The organism is Allosphingosinicella sp. (assembly GCF_035626655.1).
GTDB lineage: Bacteria > Pseudomonadota > Alphaproteobacteria > Sphingomonadales > Sphingomonadaceae > Allosphingosinicella.
Map to the genome: position 1 here is coordinate 40,635 of NZ_DASPNF010000007.1, position 21,200 is coordinate 61,834.

The following is a 21,200-nucleotide window of genomic DNA, read 5'->3' on the forward strand; positions in this document are numbered from 1 at the left end:
CTTCGGCAGAATTGATTGTTAATGGCGTCGCCGCCGACCGATACGGCGGTTGAGCGGGGCCTATTGAACGAAACGCGGATCCTGGCAGTCGCGATCGCAGGCGGCGTCATCGCGGCGCCGGTTGCCGCGCGCGCCCAGAACAGCGCCCAGCCGGCTCCGCAGGAAGCGCCGGCCTTCGTCCCCGCCCCGGCCCCGCCGACCCAGGACAATCGCTCGATCGTCCCCGACGACCAGTTCCGCGACGCGCTGCCGCCGCTCGACCCGGGCCTCTACGAGCCGCTGCCGCCCATCGATCCCGCCGCGCCCGCCTTCCCGCCGGTGCCCGGCCCGGTCGAGGACGCGCCGCTCGGCGATCCGGCGCTCACCGAGCCGCTGCCGCCGCTTTCCGAATTCAACGTGCAGCCGGCCGGCGAGCAGCCCGCCGACTCCGACGACGAGGGCGAGGCGGTGCAGCGGGTGCGCTATACCCTGGTCGTCGAGGGGATGCAGGAGACCGGGCTGGAGGACCGCTTCCGCGACCTGTCGGCGCTCGACGATGCCGAGGGCGAGGCGGTCAACGGCGCGATGATTTCGCTGCGGACCGAGGAAGACAAATTGCTCCTCATCCGCCTGCTTCGCTCCGAAGGCTATTATGACGCCGTCGCCAGCTCGACGATCGAGCAGCTGCCCGAGCAGGAGGGCCGGCTCCGTATCACGCTCACCGTCGCCCCCGGCAGCCGCTACAATTTCGGCGCGATCAATATCCAGGGGCCGGACACCGACCCGCCGGGCATGGCGCGCACCTATTTGCCGCTCACCACCGGCCATCCGATCCGCGCCGCCGACGTCGAGGCGGCCGAGGCGAACGTGCTGCTGCGCCTGCCGCAGCAGGGCTATCCCTTCCCCGAAATCGGCCTCAGGGACATCGTCCTCGATCCGGAGACGCATGTCGGCGACTATACCCTGCCCGTGAATCCGGGGCCGATCGCCCGCTTCGGCGGCTTCTACACGCAGGGCGACCTCGCCTTCGACGAGCGCCATGTCGGCATCCTCGCGCGCTTCCGGCGCGGCGAGTTGTACGACCGGCGCAAGGTCGACGACCTGCGCGAGGCGATGGTCTCGACCCGGCTCTTCTCGACCGTCTCGGCGGAGCCGGTGCTCAGCCTCGAAACCGCGCCGGACGGGGTCCAATATGTGAACATCCTCGTCCAGCAGGATGCCGGCCCGGCCCGCTCGCTCGATCTCTCCGCCGGCTATTCGACCGGCGAAGGGCTCCGGCTGGAAGGCGCCTGGGAGCATCGCAACCTCTTCCCGCCCGAAGGCGCGCTGCGCATCGCCGCGATCGCCGGGACCAAGGAGCAGAATCTTACCGTCCGCTTCCGCCGCAACAATTGGGGCCAGCGCGACCGCGCACTGCTGCTGCAGCTCGACACGGGACGCCGCGATTTCCCCGCCTTCGAAGGCTATACGACGCGGCTCTATGGGCTGATCAGCCGGGAATCGACGCCGATCTGGCAGAAGCGCTGGACCTATGCCTATGGCGCCGAGATCCTGGCGACCAACGAGAACCGCACCGGCAATGCCCAGATCTCGCTCTCCGACGCCTATTTCATCGGCGGGCTGATCGGCCAGCTCGGCTACGACCGCTCGAACAGCCTGCTCGACCCGACCAGCGGCTTCCGGCTTACCGCGCGGGTCAATCCCGAGGCGTCGCTCGGCAACGGCACCGATTTCTACATTCGCAACCTGTTCGACGGCAGCGCCTATTATCCGGTCAGCGAGCAGCTCACGATCGCCGGCCGGGTGCGGCTCGGCTCTATCTTCGGCACCGAGCGCGACAGCCTCGCCCCCTCGCGGCGCCTCTATGCGGGCGGCGGCGGCTCGGTGCGCGGCTTCGGCTATCAGGAGCTGGGACCCAAGGACATCAACGACGTTCCGCTCGGCGGACGCAGCCTGTTCGAATTTGCGCTCGAGGGCCGCTACCGGTTCGGCAATTACGGCGTGGTCGCCTTCATCGACGGCGGCCAGGTCTATGAGGCGCAATATCCAACCTTCGATTCGATGCGCTTCGGAGTCGGTATCGGCGGGCGCGTCTATACCAATTTCGGGCCGGTGCGCGTCGACCTCGCCACGCCGATCGGCCGGCGCCAGGGCGAAGCCTGGCTGACCGTCTACGTCTCGATCGGGCAGGCCTTCTGATGGCCAGCGAAGCCCCCTCCGAGACCGTCGTGGTCGTCCGCAAGCGGCCGCTGGGCTGGCGGATCGCCAAATGGACGGCGATCGCGCTCGCGGTGCTGGTCGTGCTCGCCGGCGCCTTCCTGCTGTGGCTGAACACCGAGGCCGGCCACCGGTTCATCGTCGACCGGATCAACGCGATGGAGACGACGACCGGCCTGAAGATCCGGGTCGGCCGGATCGAAGGCTCGATCTACAGCCGATTGACCTTGCACGAGGTCACCCTGTCCGACCCGCAGGGCAATTTCGCGACCGCGCCGCGGGCCGAGCTCGAATATCGGCCGCTCCCTTTGCTGTTTGGCGGACGCTTCGACATCAGGGAGGTCGACATCCCGGAGGCGCGGCTCATCCGTAGTCCCGCGCTCCGGCCCGGCGACCCCAATGCGCCGCTGCTTCCGGACATCACGCTCGATATCGCGCGGCTGCATGTCGGCCGGCTGTCGGTCGACCCGCGCGTCACGGGGCGGCGGCACCTCGTCTCGCTGGACGGGCAGGTCCGGCTCAACGAGGGGCGCGCTCTGGTGACGCTGGATGCCGGCACGATCGTCGCGCCCGGCCTTGCCGGCGGCGACCGGCTGCGGCTGCTGATCGACGCGGTGCCGGCGGCGAACCGGCTGAACATCGCCGTCAACCTGCGCGCGCCGGGCGACGGCTTCATCGCGGGGCTTGCCGGCATCGACCGGCCGGTCATGCTCGTCATGGGCGGCAACGGCACCTGGGCGAACTGGCGGGGCCGCGCGGTGGCGACGCTCGACGGCCAGGCGCTCGCCAATCTGCAGGTCACCGCGCGCGACGGCACGTTCGAGGCCGACGGCCTGACGCGCCCCGGCCTGGTGCTGACCGGGCCGGTCCAGCGCCTCGCCGAGCCCGCGGCCATGCTCCATGCCAGCGGCCGGCTGGTGCAGCGCCGTGCCGATCTGCGCGTCCGCCTCTACAGCCGCGCCTTCGCCGCTGCCGCCGAGGGACGGATCGACCTCGGCAACAATCGCTACGAGGAGCTGCGCGTCGCAGCGCGGCTGCTCCGGCCGGGCGCGATCGCCCCGGATCTTTCGGGGCAGGACGTCAGGCTGGCGCTCGTCCTCAACGGCCCCTTCGCGTTGCCGGAAGTGCTCTACGACCTGCGCGCGGCGCGGCTCACCATGGCGGACTCCAGCCTCGAGGGCCTGCAGGCGAGCGGCCATGCCCGGGTGCGCGCCGACGATATCGTCGTGCCGGTCAGGGCGCGGGCGGCGCGGCTCACCGGCTTCGACGCGATCGCGGGCGGCACGATCACCAACGTGACGCTGGCGGGCGAGCTCGGCGTGACGGGGACGCGGCTCGTCTCCGACAATATGTTCCTGCGCTCCGACCGGATCGACGCCCGGCTTGTGCTCGCCTTCGATCTGTCCCGCGGCCGCTATCTCGCGGCACTGCAGGGGCGGGTCGACAATTACCTGGTCGACGGCGTCGGCCTGTTCGCGGTCAATGCCGATTTCGACCTGACGCAGAGCCCGGCCGGCTTCGGCCTCAGGGGCCGGGTCGCGGCACGGACGCGGCGGATCACGAACGAGACCGTGGCGCAATTGCTCGGCGGCCCCGGCACGCTCGCCGCCGGCATCGTCATGGACCCGTCGGGCCTCGTCCATATCAGCAACATCCGGCTCTCGGCGCCCGCGCTCCGGGTCACGTCAGGGCAGGGGGTCTACCGGCCCAACGGCTCTCTCGATATCCGCGTCGCGGGGGTGAGCACGGATTACGGGCCGCTCGCCGTCCGCGTCTCCGGCGCGGCGAGCACGCCCAGGGTCGAGGTCGCGGCAGCAAGTCCGGGCTACGGCCTCGCCGGCATCCGCGCGGTCGTGCGGCCGACCCGGGAAGGCTGGGCGCTGACCGCCGAGGGCGGCTCGCGCTACGGACCCTTCTCCGCCGATATCGTCATCCAGTCCAATCGGCGGCCGTTCACGATCCTGGTGAACCGGCTGACCTATGCCGGGGTGGATTTCCGGGGGACCCTGGTGCGGACCGCCGCCGGGCCGTTCCAGGGCACGCTCGCCTTCAGCGGCAGCGGGCTGACCGGCACCGCCACGCTCGCCGCCGCCGGACGCCGCCAGAGGATCGATCTCGTCGCCGACGCGAACGGGGCGCGCACGCCCGGCGACAATCCGATCATCATCCAGCGCGGCTTCGTGCGCGCCGGCATCCTCCTCCCGTCGAACGACGATGAGACGATCGACCTGGACGCCGACGCCCAGCTCGCCGGGCTCAGCGCCGACGATCTCCTCGTGCAGCGCGCCCGCGTCCATGTGAACCTGCGGGGTGGCGTCGGCGACGGCCAGCTCTTCGCCGAGGGGCGGCGCGGCGTGCCCTTCCGCGTCGCCGCCGCCGGCCGGCGGACCGGCGACGAGGCGACGCTCGCCATGCAGGGCCATCTCAACAATATCGGCTTCCGCTTCGCCCAGCCCGCCGCGCTCCGCCGCGAGGGCAAGGACTGGGTGATGCAGCCGACGACGATCAACCTGCAGCAGGGCCGGGTGCGGCTCGCCGGGCGCTATGGCGAGGGCCTGACCATCCAGGCGCGGCTGGACGAGCTCGACCTGTCGGTGCTCAACGCCTTCTCGCCGGGGCTCGGCATCGGCGGGCGCGCGACCGGCAGCCTCGATTTCCACGAGGCGTCAAAAGGCGCCTTCCCGCGCGCCGAGGCTCGGCTCAACATCACCGGCTTCACCCGCACCGGCATCGCCGTGCGCTCCTCGCCGGTCGACCTGTTCATCGCCGGCCGGCTGGTGCCCGAAGGCGGCGAGGCGGGCGCGATCATCCGGCGCGGCGGCGCGATCATCGGCCGGGCGCAGGCGCGGCTGCAGCCGCTCGGCCCGGCGGCGGGCAGCTGGCAGACGCGGCTGTTCGCGGCGCCGCTCTCGGGCGGGGTGCGCTATAACGGACCGGCCGACGTGCCCATGTCCTTCGCCAGCCTGCCGGGCCACCAGCTCACCGGCCCGGTCGGCATCGCCGCCGATTTCGGCGGGCGGGTGCAGAGCCCGCAATTCACCGGCGGCGTGCTGCGCTCGACCAACCTCACCTATGTGAACGAGGCCTATGGCACGCGGATCACCAATCTCGCGGTCAACGGCCGCTTCGACCAGTCGCAGCTGGTCATCGAATCGCTGACCGGCCGGGCCGGCAACGGCACGATCGAGGGCCGGGGCACGATCGGCCTCGCCTCGGCGGCGGGCTTCCCGATCGACCTGCGCGTCAGCTTCCAGAACGCCCGGCTGGCGCGGAGCGACGACATCAGCGCGACCGCGACCGGCAATCTGCACATCGTCAACAATGCTTCGGGGGCGCTGATCGAGGGCGAATTGAACCTCGGCGAGGTGCGCTACCAGCTGGTCCAGCAGGCCGCCGCCGAGATTCCGCAGTTGGCCGGGGTCAGGCGGCGCGGCGAACCGCTCAGGCCGCCCAACGAGCAGAGCGCCGACGCGCGCGTGCCGAGCATCTGGCGGCTCGACATCAGGCTGATCGCCGACAACCGCATCTACGTCTCCGGCATGGGCATGGAATCGGAGTGGCGGGCCGAGGACCTGCGCGTCACCGGCACCACCGCGACCGCGCAGTTCGTCGGCCAGGTCCGGCTGATCCGCGGCACGCTCGGCCTCGCCGGGCGCCGCTTCAGGCTCGACGACGGCACGGTGGTCTTCGCCGGCGCGAGGCCGCCGCGGATCGAGCTCGCGGCCAGTTCGACGATCGACAATGTCGATGTCGGCATCAACGTCTCCGGCAGCTCGACCAACCCGCGCATCGCCTTCACCTCGACGCCCGGCCTGCCGCAGGACGAGATCGTCTCGCGCATCCTGTTCGGCAGCTCGGTGACGCAGATCTCGGCGATCCAGGCGGTGCAGCTCGCCGCCTCGCTCAACTCGCTGCGCGGCGGCAGCGGCGGGCTCAACCCGCTCGGACGGCTGCGCTCGGCGACCGGGATCGACCGGCTGAGGATCATCGACGCCGACACCGCCACCGGCCGCGGCACCGCCGTCGCCGCCGGCATGTACCTCAGCGATGACATCTATGTGGAAATCATCACCGACGCGAAGGGCTATACCGCGACCCAGATCGAGATCTCGCTGTCGCGGACATTGAGCCTGCTCTCGCAGTTCGGGACGAACAGCGGCACCAATGTGAACATCCGCTACAATCGCGATTATTGAGGGGGCGGCTCGACCTCCGGCCGGGCGACCTTCTCTCCCTCCCGCCAGATTTTCCCGGACATGGTCGCGGTCGCGCCACGCCATGTCGGCGAGGTTATTGTTTTCGACCAGCCGGTTTGGATGCGCGTCGGGGCGCGGCGGTGCGGCGCTGGACGATTTTCAGGAGAAGATGGTGCCCAGGGGCGGAATCGAACCACCGACACCGTGATTTTCAGTCACGTGCTCTACCAACTGAGCTACCTGGGCGTATCCGGCGAATGCGGAAGCGCGGCCTATAGAGGCGGTTAGCGCTCGCTGTCCAGTCCCTGTCCCGCGCCGGGCAGATCCGGGTCGGCGGGCGGGCCAGGGACGCGATAGCCTTCGTCCAGCCAGTTCAGCAGGTCGCGGTCCCGGCAGCCCTGCGAGCAGAAGGGCTTGTGGGCGGGATCGGTGGGCTTGCCGCAGAGCGGGCAGGCGTCAGGCCTGGACTTGCTGAACATGGCCATCCGATATGGCGAGGCCCGGATTGGGGAACAAGGCCGCTTCGCCGCCGGTGCGGCGGGCGAGCTCGGCAAGCCAGGCCGACCGCGCCTTCAGCTGGAGGATGACCCGCGGCGCGGCGTGGATCGCGACCCTGCCCTGCAGCCGCCCGGCCCGGCGCAGCAGGGCGCGCGCGGCCGCGGCGCCGGGATCGGCGCGCAGGATTTCGGGGATGGAGGGACGGACCCGGCGCCGGACGATCTGCAGAAAGCCGAAGCCGTTCACCACGGTCCGCTCGAAGGGTTGCGGCAGGATCGCGTCGACGATCGCCGCGGCCGCCTGCCTTCGGTCGCGGGGCAGCGTAGGGAGGTCGATGCCGATCGAGCCGGTGATGCCGAAGCGGCGGATCGCCCGTGCCGCCGCCGCGGCGCCGGCCTCGGCGAGCGCAGCAGGTGCGAGGCTGCCGTCCACGTCGAACAGGGTCATGGCCGGGGTGAGGCTCATGCGCAGCGCGCCGCCCTCGAAGGCGATCTCGCCCGTGGCCGCTTCCTCCAGCAGCTCCGACCAGCCCGCCTCCTCGAACCGGTCGGCGCCGTGGGCGGCCGGCGTCTGGCCGGTCCGTTCGGCGAGGGTCGGGCCGGGCCGCAGCGGCGCCTCGACGGGGCGGAGCCGGGGCGGCTTGGGCCGTCCCGGCTCGGGCATCGCCTCGCGCACGATCTCGGCGCGGAACGAGGCGCCCTCGCTGACTCTCGGCAGTGGCTCGACCACGGCCTCGGCGCCTTCGGGCAAGGCGGCGATGCCCGCGACGCTGCGAAGGGTCGCGTCGAGCACGGTGCCGGCCCTGAGACCCGGCAGCTCGATCTCGGCCTCGATGATCTGGCCGTCCTCGACCAGGATCGCGCGATTCTCGCCGATCCCTTCCTCGTAGAGCCACTCAGCCAAGGGGGTATCCCGCCGCCTTGAGCAGGGCGCGGGTCTCGAACAGAGGCAGGCCCATCACCCCGGAATAGGAGCCGCGCAGCGCCCGGATCAAAGCCTCGGCCCGGCCCTGTATGGCATAGCCGCCCGCCTTGCCGCGCCACTCATTGCTGGCGAGATAGGCGTCGACCTCCTCGGCCGAGAGGCGCTTGAAGGTGACGATCGAACTGGAGAGGCGATGGCGCGCCTTGCCCGCCCCGTCGATCAGGGTGACCGCGCAATGGACGCGGTGGCGGCGGCCCGACAGCAGCTCCAGGCATTGCCGGCCTTCTGCTTCCGTCTCGGTCTTGGGCAGGATGCGGCGGCCGGCGGCGACGACCACGTCGGCGGCGAGGGTCAGTGCGCCCGGCTCCGCCACCGCCGCCGCCTTCGCCGCGGCGACGCGGCGCGCATAGGGCGCGGGCAGCTCGCCCTTGAGCACGCTCTCATCGATGTCCGCGGGGATCACCGCGTCGGGCACGATTCCGAGCCGCGCAAGCAATTCCAGCCGGCGCGGGCTCTGGGAGGCGAGGATCAGGCGCATCGGCGCGCCCGCTTACTTGAAGCGGTAGGTAATCCGACCCTTGGTCAGATCGTAGGGCGTCAGCTCGACGAGGACCTCGTCGCCCGTCAGTACGCGGATGCGGTTCTTGCGCATCTTGCCGGCGGTGTGGCCGAGGATCTCATGGCCGTTCTCGAGCTTCACGCGGAACATGGCGTTGGGCAACAGCTCGACCACCTGCCCGCGCATCTCGAGGAGTTCTTCCTTGGCCATTCAGATCCTTGCCCGCAAAGAGAGCGCAGGCCTTAGCGGCTCGGCGCCGAAATGGAAACCCCGGCGCTTGCCGGGGCTTCCTGCTCCTCCCCCGTCCCCGAATGCTCAGCGGGGCGACGCTGCCTGAGCCGCGGGCGTGGCGGCCGTCGCCGGCGCCGCTGCCGCCACCGCCACGCCCGACGGATTATGCTGGCCGAGGAAGCGCTGCATCTCGACGAGCAGCTGCAGCCGGTCCGCCTCGAGCGGCAGGTTGTGGGTGTTACGGGGCTGCTCGACATAGACGAAGTCGCGGCCCTCGACCTTGCCGGAGCTCCTGAGCCGCGAGACCAGGGTGCGCGACTGGGCGACCGGAACGCGATCGTCCCGCGCCCCATGCACGATCATGATCGGCGCCCAGCGTCCGTCCGTATGGCGGGCCGGGGAAACGTCGGCGAGCCGCGAGGCGGCGCTGCCGATATATTGCGAACCGTAGCGGCCGAGATAGTTGCGGTCGTAGGTGACCATGTCGGGAATGTCGTGCACGCCGGCGCCGCTGATCGCGCAGCGGTAGCGATCGGGGTCGCGCTGGGCGGCGCGCGAGGAGGCATAGCCGCCATAGGACCAGCCGAACATGCAGACGCGCGCGGCATCGGCGATACCCTGCTGCGCGAGCCAGGCCACGGCGTCGTTGAGGTCGTCCTGCATGCGCATGCCCCAATTGCCGTCCGACGCGGCCTCCCAGGCATAGCCATAGCCGGAGGAGCCGCGGAAATTGGGCTGGATCACCGCATAGCCCATCTCGGCCAGCGGCTGCGCCCAGATGTCCCAGCTCTCGGCGTCCCGAGCCCAGGGACCACCATGCGGCAGCACGATCAGCGGCAGGTTCCGCGCCGGGCGCAGCCGCGGGAGGGTCAGCACCGCGGCCACCTCGCGGCCGTCGCTCGCCCGGTAGCGGACGGTGCGGACCGGATTGAGGCGCATGTCGCGCAAGGTCGAGTTCACCCAGCCGAGGTTGCGGATCGAGCCGCTCTCGACATTGTAGAGATAATAAGCGCCGGCCTGGTCGGGACCGCCGACGCGGGCGACGATATTGGTCCGCGCGCGGTCGGTGGAGACGATCGTCGTCATCCCGGCGCCGAACGTCTCGTCCAGGGCCTGCTGGATCTCGCGGAGCCGGGGATTCATCCAGATCGTGCGGCTGCGATCCTCGGTCACGTCGATGCCGTCGACGGCCGTCTGCTCCACGTTGAGGTCGACATCGTCGATATCGTAATTGTCGAGCCCGAAGACCTTGCGGGTGAAGTCCATCGTGTTGAGGTCGACCTCGTAGAGCGCGCGATAGCCTTCGTGGCGGCTGACCGCGAGCGCGCGGTCCCCGGGCAGGAAGACGATCGGCACCGGCGGGTCGCGATAGCGCTCGGTCCGCTCGCGGATGATCGTGCGGAAATTGCCGTCGCCGCCGGAGCGGTAGAGAACCTGGAGCCGGCCCGAATCCGCGTCGCTGCTGAGCCCCATGCGGACATTGCCCTGACCGTCGGCGAACCAGGCGGTGACGCCGCGGCGCTGCTGCTCGATCAGCCGGGTGCGGCCGGTGGCGACGTCGACCTCGATCACCTCGGGATTGTTCAGCCGCTCGAAGCCCCGCCCCTCCGGCAGGCGTTGCAGCCGGATGCGCGGCGGCCCCTCGTGCGACATCCAGAGCAGGTTGCTGCGCACGATCGTGCCCTCCCAGCCCAGCCGGGTGGTGATCCGGGTGCGGCGGTTATAGGCGATGACCCGGGAGGCGGTGACGCGCTGCCCCTCGAAGTCGGTTCGCTGCTCAACCGCGATCAGCAATGTGTCCGGATCGATCCAGGTCCAGCCGGAGGTGCGGAAGCCCTCGCGCTGGTCGAACTCGGCGTCGCGGGCGACGATCTGGGGCCGGGCATTGGGCTCGTCCAGCGGCAGCACGGCCAGCGCCTGCTCGCCATTGACGCGGATGCGGAAGGCGAGCGCCCTGCCGTCGGTCGAGATGCGGACCTGCTGCATTTCGGGCAGGCGGGCGAAGACGGCGAGGGGGATGGGCTCGCGCGGGGCCGGCGCCGTCTGTTGCTGGGCGGCGGCAGGCGCGGCAAGCGCCCCCAGCCAAAGGAAGGCGAGCCACTTCTTCATGATGTCCCCCGAAATTTGCAGTCGCCGCGAAAGTTAGACCGAATCCGGTGACTTGCAAAGTGCGGTGATCGCGGTGTTTTTTTCAGGAAGGTTCGCCGGTCAGACAGGATTGTTCTGGTCGAGAAAGGCCTCCAGCTCCCGCAGGAATTGCAGCCGGTCGTCCGCGCGGGAGAAATGATGGTCGGCGCCGCGCTGCTCGACATAGCGGTGCGGACGGCCGGCGTCGCGCAGGCGCTCCGCCATGCGCCGCGATTCGGAGACGGGCACCAACACGTCGCGGTCGCCATGCATCAGCAGCACCGGGATAGTGAAGGCGGCCGCGTGGTGGAGCGGCGACACGGCACGGAAGTCGGGCGCCTGCGCGGACAGCCATTGCCGCCGGCCGCGGCTGTTGAAGAAGTTGCGGTCGTAGCGGGACAAGGCGGCCAGATCCGAGACGCCGGCATAGGAGATTGCGCAGCGATAGGCCTGCGGCGCGCGCTGCGCGGCGCGGAGCGCGGCATAGCCGCCATAAGAGGCGCCGGCGATGCAGGCGCGGCTGCGGTCGGCGAGCCCCTGCTGGGCCAGCCAGGCGAGCGCATCGTCGAGATCGTCCTGCATCTTGCGTCCCCACTCGCCGCGGCCGAGCTCGGCGAACCGGGTGCCGTAGCCAGAGGAGCCGCGATAATTGGGCTGGACGACGAGATAGCCGCGGTCGGCAAGGAACTGCGTAATCCAGTCCCAGCTCTCGGCGTCGCGTGCCGAGGGGCCGCCATGCGGCATCACGATCACCGGCAGGTTGCGCGCCTCGCGGCCGGGCGGCAGGGTCAGCACCGCCTCGATCTCGACGCCGTCGCGGGCCCGGTAGCGCATGGTCCTGACGGGGGCGAGCTCCCGGTCCTGGAGCGCTTCGTTCAGCCAGGCGACCCGGCTGGCCGACCGCGCCGCGGCATCGACCAGATAATAGGCGCCCGCCTGGCTGGGCCCGCCCACGAACGCAAGCAGCTTCGAGCGGTCGCGATTCCAGGAGATGATGCGGGCCCGGCCCTCGCCGAAGGTCGCATCGAGGCTTCCCTGCACGCGCCGCATCGACTCCTCGCGCCAGTGCACCGTCGAGCGCTCCGCCGTGTAGGAGACGCCCGAGATCCGGTCGCCGGTTGCGGTCGGATGGATCGCGTCGATGTCATAGCCCTCGACGGCGAACAGGCGGCGGCCGAGCGCCAGATCCGGAAGGCTCATCTCGTACACGGCGTCGAAGCCGTCGCGGTCCGAAATGGCGATCGCGGCATTGTTGCCCGGCAGGAACATGGCGGGCATCGGCACCCGCTCCTCGCGGCGCGTATTGGCGCGGGCGATCGTCCGGAAGTCTCCCGTGCCGTCGGGCCGATAGATCAGGCGTTCGGCGCCGTCGTCATCATTATAGCCATAGCCCATGCGGACATTGCCCTGGCCGTCGGCGATCCAGTACAGCACCCCGTCGCGCGAGCTCACCACCCGCCGGGTGCGGCCGGTGGAGACGTCGGCTTCGTAGACGCTCGGCCAGAACTCGGCGCCATAATAGCCGTCCTGCTTGGCGAAGACGATGCGGGGGCTGCCGTCGCGCGCCACCCAGAGGATGTCGGACGCCAGCTGGCCCGACGGCACCCAGCCGATGCGGTTCATGACCCTGGCCTCGCGGTCGATGCCGAGCAGCCGGGTGACGTACATGTCCTGGTCGCCGCTGCGGTCCTGCGTGCCGACCGCGACCACCAGCCAATTGTCGTTCACCCAGGTCCAGCTGTTGATGTCGATCGCGTCGCCGCCGCTCAGGAAGGCGGGGCGGGCCGCCGGATCGGCGAGCGAGATGATGGCGAGCACCTGCCGGCCCTGCGCCCGCATCTTGACCGCCAGCCGCGTCCCGTCCGGCGAGAGCCGGGGCGCGGAAAAATGCGGGAGCGCTGCGAACTGCTCGATCGGCCGCTCCGCCGGCGCCGCAGCCGTCGCTCCCGGTCCGGGGGCAGGAGCAGGTGCCGGCGGCGCGGGGGGCTGGGCCAAAGCGGCCGCTGACAGGAAAAGCGCGGAGAGCCATGCCCCCCGCCACCCGAACTGGCGTATCCGATCCATCTCGCCCCCGAAAGCCCCTCAAATCAGGGCTAAACGAGAAGCGCGGCGCTGCAAAGGCCCGAAAGGAAAAGCCCCGCCCGGCGGACCGGACGGGGCTTGAAGTGGCTCAGGTGCCGATGGACCCGATCAATGAACGCCGGCTTTGGCGGCCAGCGCCGCGAGCAGCAGCAAGGCGACGATGTTCGTGATCTTGATCATCGGGTTCACCGCCGGACCGGCCGTATCCTTATAGGGATCGCCGACCGTGTCGCCGGTGACGGCGGCCTTGTGGGCCTCGGAGCCCTTGCCGCCATAATTGCCGTCCTCGATATACTTCTTGGCATTGTCCCAGGCGCCGCCGCCCGAGGTCATCGAGATGGCGACGAACAGGCCGGAGACGATCACGCCGAGCAAGAGGGCGCCGAGCGCGGCGAAGCCCGCACCCTGGCCCGCGACCCAGGTGATGATGAAGTAGACGGCGATCGGCGCGAGCACCGGCAGCAGCGACGGCACGATCATCTCCCGGATCGCCGCCCGGGTCACGAGGTCGACGGTGCGGCCGTAATTGGGCCGGGTCGTGCCTTCCATGATCCCCGGATTGTCGCGGAACTGGGCGCGCACGTCCTCGACCACCGATCCCGCCGCCCGGCCGACCGCGGTCATGCCGAACGCGCCGAACAGATAGGGCAGCAACGCCCCGATCAGCAGGCCGACGATCACGTACGGGTTGGAGAGCGAGAAATCGACCCGCACGTCGCCGAAGAAGTGCTGCAGGTCGGTCGTGTAGGCGCCGAACAGCACGAGCGCAGCAAGCGCGGCCGAGCCGATCGCATAGCCCTTGGTCACCGCCTTGGTGGTGTTGCCCACCGCATCGAGCGCGTCGGTGCGGGTGCGGACGTCGTCCGGCAGGCCGGCCATCTCGGCAATGCCGCCGGCATTGTCGGTGACCGGACCGTAGGCGTCGAGCGCCACGACCATGCCGGCCAAAGCCAGCATCGCGGTCGCGCCGAAGGCGACGCCGATCACGCCGGCGATCTGATAGGCCGCGACCACCGCGATCACGATCACGAGCGTCGGCAGCGCGGTGGATTCGAGGCTGATCGCCAGACCCTGAATGACGTTGGTGCCGTGGCCGGTCTGCGAGGCCCTGGCGATGGACTTCACCGGACGGAAGTTGGTGCCCGTATAATATTCGGTGATCCAGACCAAAGCGCCGGTCAGGCCGAGGCCGATCAGCATGCAGTAGAAGAGCTTCATGCCGGTGAGCGGCGCGAAGCTGCCGTCGGCGCCGGTGAAGGTCGCGAACTCGGCGTCCATGCCGCCATGGTCGCGAAGCACCAGCCAGGTGACCAGATAGACGGCGCCGGCGCCGAGGATCGCGGCAGTCCAGAAGCCCTTGTAGAGGGCGCCCATGATCGACTGCTTGCGGCCCAGGCGGACCATGTAGGTGCCGATGATCGAGGTGACGATGCAGGCCCCGCCGACGAGCAAAGGCAGCGCCATCAGCTTCAGCAGCAGCTCGCTGCCGAGCGCGGTGAGGGTGAGCGCGATCGAGACCATGGTCACGCCGAGCGTCACCACATAGGTCTCGAACAGGTCTGCGGCCATGCCGGCGCAGTCGCCGACATTGTCGCCGACATTGTCGGCGATGGTCGCCGGGTTGCGGGGATCGTCCTCCGGAATGCCGGCCTCGACCTTGCCGACCAGGTCGGCGCCGACGTCGGCGGCCTTGGTGAAGATGCCGCCGCCGAGACGGGCGAAGATCGAGATGAGCGAGGCGCCGAAGGCCAGGGCGACGAGGCCGTCAATGACCGCGCGCGAATTGGCGGCATTGGCGGCGGGGCCGACCAGGTACCAGAAGAAGGCGGCGATCGCGAGCAGGCCGAGGCCCGCCACCAGCATGCCGGTGATCGCGCCGGCGCGGAAGGCCATGGTGAGGCCGCCCTGCAGCGAGGTGCGCGCCGCCTCCGCGGTGCGGACGTTCGCCTTCACCGAGACATTCATGCCGACGAAGCCGGTCACGCCCGAGAGGATCGCGCCGATCACGAAGCCGACCGCCGAGACCACGCCGAGGAAGACCCCGACGAGCACGGCGACGATCACGCCGACGACGGCGATCGTCATATATTGGCGCTTCAGATAGGCGCGGGCGCCTTCCTGGACGCTGGCGGCGATGTCCTGCATCCGCTCGTTGCCGGCGGGCGCTTTCAGCACCTGCATGATGGTGAGAAGGCCGTAGAGCACGGCCAGCAGGCCGCAGCCCAAGGCGATGTAGACGACGGTAAGGCCGGTCATTTTTGCGATCTTTCCCCTGAAATCCGAGCAGGAAAGGACGGTCGCCGCCGCGCGGCGCGCCCCCGTGTGCGGCGAGGGCTTTAAGGGGGATGGGGAAATGTTTCAACCATGCTCGAAACCGAGGCGCTGCGGCAGTGCGACCGGGGCGCCGTCCTCGGTCAGGCCGAGCCCGCTGCCGGCCGTGAAGGTGCCGACACGGGTGAAGGGAAGGCCGAGCTCCTCGGACAAAGCGAGGATGGCGGGCGCCTGCGCCGGCGCGGCGGCGAAGAGCAGTTCATAATCGTCCCCGGCCGTGGCCGCCTCGAGGCGGGTTTCGCCGCGATCGGCCAGATAAGGCTCGGACAGAGGCACGGCCTCGAGCGCGATCTCGGCGCGGCAGCCGCTGGCCTCCGCCATGCGGCCCGTGTCGATCAGCAGGCCGTCGGAGACGTCCATCATCGCCTTGACCAGGGGCACCAGCCGCTCGCCCGCCTCCAGCCGCGGGCGCGGATTGCGGTAGCGCTCGATCAGCTGCGCCGCGTCGCGCCCCTCCCGGAGCGCGGCGAGGCCAGCCCCGGCGTCGCCGATCGTGCCGCTGACCCAGAGCTGGTCGCCGGGAGCGGCGCCGCTGCGGTTCGGCGGGACGCGTTCCGCCCGGCCGATCGCGGTGAGGCCGAGCACCCGCGCGGGCGCCGAGACCGTGTCCCCGCCGAGCAAGGGGATGCCGAACGCGCCGAGGACCGTGCCGAGTCCGTCGGCGAAGGCGCGGTCCCAGGCTTCCTCGCCGAGGGTGAAGCCGAGCAATACGCCCATTGGCCGCGCGCCCTTTGCGGCGAGGTCGGACAGATTCACCGCGACCAGCTTCCAGGCGACGTCCGCTGGCGGATCGCCGGGCAGATAGTGGACGCCCTCCACGATCATGTCGTGGGTGAGGACGATCGCGCCGTCGCCCGTCTCCAGCACCGCCGCATCGTCGACCAGGCCGCGGGCCGCCGGATCGGTGGCGAGCGCGCGGAGCGTATCGATGAAGGCGGATTCGCTGCTTACTTGCGCACCTCTTTCGCGATCGCATCGAGCAGGCCGTTGACGAAGCCGCTCTCGCGCGCGTCGTAAAAGGCCTTGGCGACGTCGACATATTCGCTGATGACCGTGGGCGTCGGGACGTCCGCGCGGGCGGCGAGCTCATAGGCGCCTGCGCGCAGGATCGCCTTCATCGGCTTGTCGAGCCGGGCCATCGACCAGCCCTCGGCGAGGCGGCCCGCGATCAAGGCGTCCAGCTCTTCGCGCCGGGCGTCGGCGCCCTTCACCAGATCGTCGAAGAAATCGACCTCGGCCTCGGCATATTCGACGCCGTCGATCGTGGCGCCGAGCCGGTGGTGGTGGAATTCGTGGAGCAGGACGGCGACCGGGGTCGACTCCATCTCCTGCTGGTAGAGTGCCTGCACGGCGGCGAGCCGGGCGGCGGAACGGGATAAAGATCTCTTGGGGGTGGTGGCCATGGCGCGCGGCTCTAGCGGCTATGGCTGCCGCATGAAATCCCCGATCGCCCGGAGCACCGGGGCCGGGCATTCCCAGGGGATGAAGTGGCCTGCGTCCGGGACCCGGACGATCCGCACATCCTCGATGAGTCCGTCGAGGCCCTCCAGCTGGATCGGGAGAAGCGCGGAATCGCGCATTGCCCAGATGACGAGCGTTGGCATCCGGATCGAAGGAAATGGCATTTGCGTCCACGCGGGGAGCTCAGCCGCCTCGCCGGGCGCCGGCACCACGACCTCGCTTGCCCGGTACCAGTTGAGCATGGCGGTGAGCGCGCCGGGCGCGCCCCAGTCGGCGAGATAGCGTTCGCGCTCCTCATCGGGGACTTTCGAGATGTCGGCGTGGCTGGCGAAGGTCTTCGCATAGAAGGTCTCCAGCCCCATCGCCTCGAGGCCGCGCTCCATCGTCGGGTTGCGGAAGGCGGTGATGTACTGGCTGGCGGCGCGCTGGAGGGGATCTTCGATCAGGCTCCGCTGGAAGACCAGGGGATGCGGCGCGTTGACGATGACGAGCCGCTGGATCCGGTCCGGATGGCGGAGCGCGGCCAGCCAGGACACCGCCCCGCCCCAGTCATGGCCGACCAAGGTGAAGCGGCCGATCTCCAGCGCGTCGGCGAGCGCAATCAGGTCCTCGACGATCCGGTCCGCTCGATACTGCTCGACGCCCTCCGGCTTGTCCGACGCGCCGAAGCCACGCTGGTCCGGGCAGACCACGAAATAATCCTCGGCCAGCGCCGGTGCGACCGCGCGCCAGGTGCGGTGCGATTCCGGGAAGCCGTGCAGGAAGATGATCGCCTCCCCGCCCCGCGCCCCGCCGGTGGCGACGTTCAGGGTGACGCCGGTGGGGAGGGCGATCCGCGTCTGGGTCAGGCCGGTCATGGATAGCTCACCGTCAGCGGGACCTCGGGCAGGGGGATGAACTCGTCATGGTCGTCGGGCGGCAGCGCGAAGCGGCCGGCCTTCCAGTCTTCCTTCGCCTGATTGATCCGGTCGCGGCGGGAGGAGACGAAATTCCAGAAGACGTGGCGCGGGCCGTCCATCGGCGCGCCGCCGCAGAGCATGACATGGCCGCCGCTCGCGGAGCGCAGTGTAGCGGCGATGCCGGGGCGCAGGACGTAGAGGGTGGAGGGTTCGAGCCGCAGGCCATCGAGGCTGGCCTCGCCCTCGGCCACGTAGAGCGCGCGCTCGTCCGCCTCGGCATCGATGGGCATCGCGCCGCCGGGACGGAGGTGGATGTCGGCATAGACGGTGTGGCTGTGGCAGGTGACGGGCGAGCTTTCCCCCCAGAGCGAGCCCATCACCACCCGCGCCCGGGCGCCGATCCCGTCCACGACGGGGAGATCCGACTTCGGCACATGCTCGAAGGCCGGGTCCATCTCCTCCTTGGCCGCGGGCAGAGCGAGCCAGGTCTGGATGCCGCTCAGCGCGGGTCCGTCCGGGCGGACCGAGGCCGGCGAGCGCTCGCTATGGGTGATGCCGCGCCCGGCGGTCATCAGGTTCACTGCGCCGGGCTCGATCGTCGCGAAGGTGCCGAGCGAATCGCGATGGTCGATCGCGCCGGCGAACAGATAGGTGACGGTGGCGAGGTTGATGTGCGGATGCGGGCGCACGTCGATCCCCGTCCCGGGCGCCAACTGCGCCGGGCCCATCTGATCGAAGAAGATGAACGGCCCGACCGTCGTCCGCTCCCGGTTCGGCAGGGTGCGGTGGACCTTGAAGCCGCCGAGATCGTGGGTGGTGGGCAAAAGAGTGAGGAGGAAGGGGTCGTCGGTCATCGCTGAAGCTCCGCGTCATAGGCACCGTCAATCAGGATGAAGGCTATGCGCGCCATCCGTCCCGATCGGTTGGCCCAGGCATGGCTGGTGCCGCGCTGAATGACCACCTCGCCGGCGCGAAGCAAGGTCTCGCTCCCGTCGAGCACGAGCGTGATCTCGCCCTCGATCACGATGCCGTAATCGACCGATTCGGTGCGGTGCATCAAAGGGTGCGGCCCGTCGCGGTCGGGGAGCGCGTCGGCGGCGCCGATCGCGGCGAAGGCGGCGCGCACGACCTCCGGGGTCAGTTGGGCCAGCACCTCCTCGCTTTCGGGCGGGAAGTCGACCATGCGCAGCCGCGTGCCATTGGCCGGCGGATGCAGGCGGACCCCCTCCTCGGCCGGCTCGCCGGAGGCGCGGTCGATCGGCACCGGCGTCGCCCGGGTCGACCAGAGCTCGATGAAGGCGCTGCCGCGACCGTCCAAAGTGACGACGCGCGGCGCCGGGCCATCCTCGATGATCGTCGATTTGCCCTCAGCGTCGTGGCCGGTCACGATCCGGCGAACCCGCGGCTTTTCCATGGTCATGGCGCTCCCTAGCATGGCGGGCAGGTCCTGCGGAAAGATGGCTTCGCCATGCGCGGGCATCGCCACGACTCGCGAAAGGTCACGAGTGACACGAATGTCACATGGAATCGCCGGGGGGCTCTGCCTCGAAAATCGACCGAAATGTCGCTGGAACGGCGCAGGGCAAGGCGAGTCGCGCGCGTCATCGCCTGAGGGTGACAGGTGGTTTCCTACATTGCAACGGGCGCCGCCGTTCGTGCTTGACTCTAAATCTACATAGGTAGAGTTATGCCCCATGGTCCGTAGCCGTGCCTTGTCCGAGCCCGCCCGCGAGATCCTCGCCATCCTCGCCGGGGCAGGCGCCCGTTGGTGCCACGGCTATGAGTTGTGCCGCGAGGCGGGGATCAAGTCCGGGACGCTCTACCCGCTGCTGATCCGGCTGGAGGCGCAGGGTCATCTGGAGGCCGAGTGGCAGCAGCCCGCCGAGCCCGGGCGGCCGCCGCGCCACGCTTATCGGCTGACCGCCGCGGGACGGCGGCTGGCACTGGACAATCCGCCGGCTGAGTCCGGCCGCAGCGCTGCCGGCTTCCGGGGCGAGCCGGCATGAGCCGGGCCGCTTTGCTCATCGCCCGCTGTGCCGCGCGCCTGCTGCCCGCTTCGCTGCGCGACTGGGGCCGCGCGATGACGGCCGAGACCCGCGCCATCGACGGGCAGATCGCCGCCACGATGTTCGCGCTCGGCTGCCTGGGCTGCGCGCTCAGGGCGCGCCTGCTTTTCCACTTGGCGACGAAAGAGGAGACGAGAATGGACGTGCTGAGCGGGCGGCCGCGACGGCTGGCAATGGCCTGTGCGACGGGCGCGACGGGGCTCGGCCTCGTCTGGATGGCAGCCGCCGGCGCGCCGCACCGCTATCTGGCCGTGAATGCCTTGGCGCTGATCCTGGGCCTCCTCGCCATCGTCGTGCTGACCCGGGTGGGCGATGTCCGGCGCGGTATTGTCGACCTCATGCTGGCCGGTTTGCTGCTGCTCACCGCGCTGGTGGGGGTCTCGGCGGACGGGGTGACGCGCTGGGTCGCCGTCGGCGGCGTCATGCTCCAGCCTTCGCTGGTGCTGCTGCCCATCCTCGCCTTGCGCTTCGCCGGGAGCCGCGACGGCCTTTCGACGCTGGCCATCCTGCTCGCCGCTCTGGCACTGGCGCTGCAGCCTGACCGGGCGATGGCGGGCGCGCTCGCGGCCGCGCTGGCCGTGCTCGCATTGTTCCGGCCCGAGCGGAATGTGCTGCTTGCGCTGGGCGGGGCCGGCGCGGCGCTGGCCGCGACCCTGTTGCGGGCCGACCCGTCTCCGGCAGTGCCCTTCGTGGACCAGATCTTCTTCACGGCCTTCGCGCTGCACCCCCTGGCCGGCATGGCGGTGGCCGGCGGCGCCCTGCTGCTGCTCGTCCCGGCCGCGGCGGGCCTGGCGGGCGACCGCGAGCACAGGATGAGCCACGCTGTCTTCGGGACGATCTGGCTCGGCGTGATCCTCGCCGCCATGCTCGGCAATTACCCGACGCCCGTGGTCGGCTATGGCGGCAGCGCGATCCTCGGCTATCTGGTCAGCCTGCTCGGCCTGCCGATACGTGCGGAGGGAGGCGCCGCCGGACGGCAAGGTGCCGCGCGGACGGCTGATCCGGAGACATCCATGGATAGCCTGCGCACCGGCATCCCGATCGCTCATTCCGCATAAAGGGGGCGATGCGGAATCCCCCGTTCAGGTCCGTCTCATTATGGCGAGCCAGCTGCGCGAGGAAGCCGAACCGTGACCGTGACGATCCGCCCCTATCTGCCCGCCGATCGCGACGCCGCGCTCGCCATCTGCATCGCCGCCTTCACGCCGATCCACGAGGGCTTCCGGGCGGCGCTCGGCGAGACGATTTTCGCGCTCCACTATCCGGACTGGCAGGGCGGCTACGCAAACATGTTCGACGCGCTGGCGGAGGATGACGGGCGGACCGAGGTGTTCGTGGCCGAGGCGGACGGCGAGATTGCCGGCTTCTGCTTCGCCATCCTCGATGCAGGGACAAAGACCGGGGAGGTCGGGCTGAATGCCGTGGCCCCGGCGCAGCAGCGGCGTGGTGTGGGCCGGCGGCTGTACGAACATGCGCTGGCCCGACTGAAGGCGCGCGGCGCGGAGATCGCCTATGTCGGCACGGGCGGCGACGCGGCGCACGAGCCGGCGCGGCGGGCTTACGAGGCGCTGGGGTTCGACCGGGTCATCCCGGCTGTCCATTATTACCGCGAGCTTTGAAGGGCGCTTCC

Annotated in this window: 17 protein-coding genes and 1 tRNA gene; 5 read left to right on the forward strand and 13 right to left on the reverse strand. The window is 70.2% G+C overall.

Features of this window, described 5'->3' with window-relative positions; translation table 11 throughout:
• Positions 1-63: 63 nt before the first annotated feature.
• Together VEC11_RS06515 and VEC11_RS06520 are read left to right on the forward strand one after the other, a co-directional pair.
• Entirely contained in the window at positions 64-2,178 is a 2,115-nt protein-coding gene (locus VEC11_RS06515) for an autotransporter assembly complex protein TamA (RefSeq protein WP_464129831.1), read from the forward strand.
• Positions 2,178-6,392 carry a translocation/assembly module TamB domain-containing protein gene (locus tag VEC11_RS06520; RefSeq protein WP_464129832.1) on the forward strand — a complete coding sequence of 1,405 codons (4,215 nt, stop codon included), beginning with the start codon at positions 2,178-2,180 and terminating at the stop codon, positions 6,390-6,392. The genes VEC11_RS06515 and VEC11_RS06520 overlap by 1 nt, the downstream gene beginning before the upstream one ends.
• Before the next feature lie 170 nt (positions 6,393-6,562).
• Here VEC11_RS06520 and VEC11_RS06525 read toward each other — a convergent pair.
• The 13 genes from VEC11_RS06525 to VEC11_RS06585 form a co-directional block, all read right to left on the reverse strand.
• Positions 6,563-6,638, reverse strand: a tRNA-Phe gene (locus VEC11_RS06525).
• Positions 6,639-6,676: 38 nt separating this feature from the next.
• Positions 6,677-6,877, reverse strand: coding sequence for a DNA gyrase inhibitor YacG (locus VEC11_RS06530; RefSeq protein ID WP_464129833.1), 201 nt, complete (start codon positions 6,875-6,877; stop codon positions 6,677-6,679).
• The gene (locus tag VEC11_RS06535; RefSeq protein WP_464129834.1) at positions 6,849-7,793 is read right to left on the reverse strand and encodes a ribonuclease; all 945 of its coding nucleotides are present in this window, start codon (positions 7,791-7,793) and stop codon (positions 6,849-6,851) included. Before VEC11_RS06535 ends, VEC11_RS06530 begins: the two co-directional genes overlap by 29 nt.
• On the reverse strand, positions 7,786-8,352 hold the full coding sequence (locus tag VEC11_RS06540; RefSeq protein WP_464129835.1) for a Maf family protein: 567 nt from the start codon (positions 8,350-8,352) through the stop codon (positions 7,786-7,788). The genes VEC11_RS06535 and VEC11_RS06540 overlap by 8 nt, the downstream gene beginning before the upstream one ends.
• A 12-nt stretch (positions 8,353-8,364) precedes the next feature.
• Positions 8,365-8,583 carry a translation initiation factor IF-1 gene (gene infA / locus VEC11_RS06545; RefSeq protein ID WP_309002463.1) on the reverse strand — a complete coding sequence of 73 codons (219 nt, stop codon included), beginning with the start codon at positions 8,581-8,583 and terminating at the stop codon, positions 8,365-8,367.
• A 105-nt stretch (positions 8,584-8,688) separates the two neighbouring features.
• On the reverse strand, positions 8,689-10,713 hold the full coding sequence (locus VEC11_RS06550; protein WP_464129836.1) for an alpha/beta hydrolase family protein: 2,025 nt from the start codon (positions 10,711-10,713) through the stop codon (positions 8,689-8,691).
• Positions 10,714-10,812: 99 nt separating this feature from the next.
• Positions 10,813-12,795, reverse strand: a complete 1,983-nt coding sequence (locus VEC11_RS06555) for an alpha/beta hydrolase family protein (RefSeq protein ID WP_464129837.1) — start codon at positions 12,793-12,795, stop codon at positions 10,813-10,815.
• Between the two features lie 126 nt (positions 12,796-12,921).
• Positions 12,922-15,069, reverse strand: a complete 2,148-nt coding sequence (locus VEC11_RS06560; RefSeq protein WP_464129838.1) for a sodium-translocating pyrophosphatase — start codon at positions 15,067-15,069, stop codon at positions 12,922-12,924.
• A 102-nt stretch (positions 15,070-15,171) separates the two neighbouring features.
• Positions 15,172-16,074, reverse strand: a complete 903-nt coding sequence (gene thiL, locus VEC11_RS06565; protein ID WP_464129930.1) for a thiamine-phosphate kinase — start codon at positions 16,072-16,074, stop codon at positions 15,172-15,174.
• A gap of 17 nt (positions 16,075-16,091) precedes the next feature.
• Positions 16,092-16,547, reverse strand: a complete 456-nt coding sequence (gene nusB, locus VEC11_RS06570; protein WP_464129839.1) for a transcription antitermination factor NusB — start codon at positions 16,545-16,547, stop codon at positions 16,092-16,094.
• Positions 16,548-16,565: 18 nt separating this feature from the next.
• Positions 16,566-17,462 (reverse strand): alpha/beta fold hydrolase, encoded by an 897-nt coding sequence (locus tag VEC11_RS06575; protein WP_464129840.1) that lies wholly within the window; start codon positions 17,460-17,462, stop codon positions 16,566-16,568.
• Positions 17,459-18,358 carry a pirin family protein gene (locus VEC11_RS06580; RefSeq protein WP_464129841.1) on the reverse strand — a complete coding sequence of 300 codons (900 nt, stop codon included), beginning with the start codon at positions 18,356-18,358 and terminating at the stop codon, positions 17,459-17,461. Before VEC11_RS06580 ends, VEC11_RS06575 begins: the two co-directional genes overlap by 4 nt.
• Complete coding sequence (locus VEC11_RS06585) at positions 18,355-18,924, reverse strand: cupin domain-containing protein (RefSeq protein ID WP_464129842.1); 570 nt, start codon at positions 18,922-18,924, stop codon at positions 18,355-18,357. The genes VEC11_RS06580 and VEC11_RS06585 overlap by 4 nt, the downstream gene beginning before the upstream one ends.
• Positions 18,925-19,198: 274 nt before the next feature.
• Between VEC11_RS06585 and VEC11_RS06590 the strand changes: the two genes are divergently transcribed.
• The 3 genes from VEC11_RS06590 to VEC11_RS06600 all read left to right on the forward strand — a co-directional run bounded on the left by VEC11_RS06590 (position 19,199) and on the right by VEC11_RS06600 (position 21,189).
• Complete coding sequence (locus tag VEC11_RS06590) at positions 19,199-19,510, forward strand: PadR family transcriptional regulator (RefSeq protein WP_464129843.1); 312 nt, start codon at positions 19,199-19,201, stop codon at positions 19,508-19,510.
• On the forward strand, positions 19,507-20,628 hold the full coding sequence (locus tag VEC11_RS06595; RefSeq protein ID WP_464129844.1) for a hypothetical protein: 1,122 nt from the start codon (positions 19,507-19,509) through the stop codon (positions 20,626-20,628). The genes VEC11_RS06590 and VEC11_RS06595 overlap by 4 nt, the downstream gene beginning before the upstream one ends.
• 72 nt (positions 20,629-20,700) lie before the next feature.
• On the forward strand, positions 20,701-21,189 hold the full coding sequence (locus VEC11_RS06600; RefSeq protein WP_464129845.1) for a GNAT family N-acetyltransferase: 489 nt from the start codon (positions 20,701-20,703) through the stop codon (positions 21,187-21,189).
• The last annotated feature ends 11 nt before the right edge of the window (positions 21,190-21,200 follow it).

What these genes read in the sequence shown, in the direction of transcription:
- VEC11_RS06520 (WP_464129832.1), top strand. Translation starts at nt 2,178, where the DNA reads ATGGCCAGCGAAGCCCCCTCCGAGACCGTCGTGGTCGTCCGCAAGCGG.
- VEC11_RS06555 (WP_464129837.1), bottom strand. Translation starts at nt 12,795, where the DNA reads ATGGATCGGATACGCCAGTTCGGGTGGCGGGGGGCATGGCTCTCCGCG.
- VEC11_RS06595 (WP_464129844.1), top strand. Translation starts at nt 19,507, where the DNA reads ATGAGCCGGGCCGCTTTGCTCATCGCCCGCTGTGCCGCGCGCCTGCTG.
- VEC11_RS06540 (WP_464129835.1), bottom strand. Translation starts at nt 8,352, where the DNA reads ATGCGCCTGATCCTCGCCTCCCAGAGCCCGCGCCGGCTGGAATTGCTT.
- VEC11_RS06580 (WP_464129841.1), bottom strand. Translation starts at nt 18,358, where the DNA reads ATGACCGACGACCCCTTCCTCCTCACTCTTTTGCCCACCACCCACGAT.
- VEC11_RS06560 (WP_464129838.1), bottom strand. Translation starts at nt 15,069, where the DNA reads ATGACCGGCCTTACCGTCGTCTACATCGCCTTGGGCTGCGGCCTGCTG.
- VEC11_RS06530 (WP_464129833.1), bottom strand. Translation starts at nt 6,877, where the DNA reads ATGGCCATGTTCAGCAAGTCCAGGCCTGACGCCTGCCCGCTCTGCGGC.
- VEC11_RS06550 (WP_464129836.1), bottom strand. Translation starts at nt 10,713, where the DNA reads ATGAAGAAGTGGCTCGCCTTCCTTTGGCTGGGGGCGCTTGCCGCGCCT.
- VEC11_RS06590 (WP_464129843.1), top strand. Translation starts at nt 19,199, where the DNA reads ATGGTCCGTAGCCGTGCCTTGTCCGAGCCCGCCCGCGAGATCCTCGCC.
- nusB (WP_464129839.1), bottom strand. Translation starts at nt 16,547, where the DNA reads ATGGCCACCACCCCCAAGAGATCTTTATCCCGTTCCGCCGCCCGGCTC.
- infA (WP_309002463.1), bottom strand. Translation starts at nt 8,583, where the DNA reads ATGGCCAAGGAAGAACTCCTCGAGATGCGCGGGCAGGTGGTCGAGCTG.
- VEC11_RS06585 (WP_464129842.1), bottom strand. Translation starts at nt 18,924, where the DNA reads ATGACCATGGAAAAGCCGCGGGTTCGCCGGATCGTGACCGGCCACGAC.
- VEC11_RS06575 (WP_464129840.1), bottom strand. Translation starts at nt 17,462, where the DNA reads ATGACCGGCCTGACCCAGACGCGGATCGCCCTCCCCACCGGCGTCACC.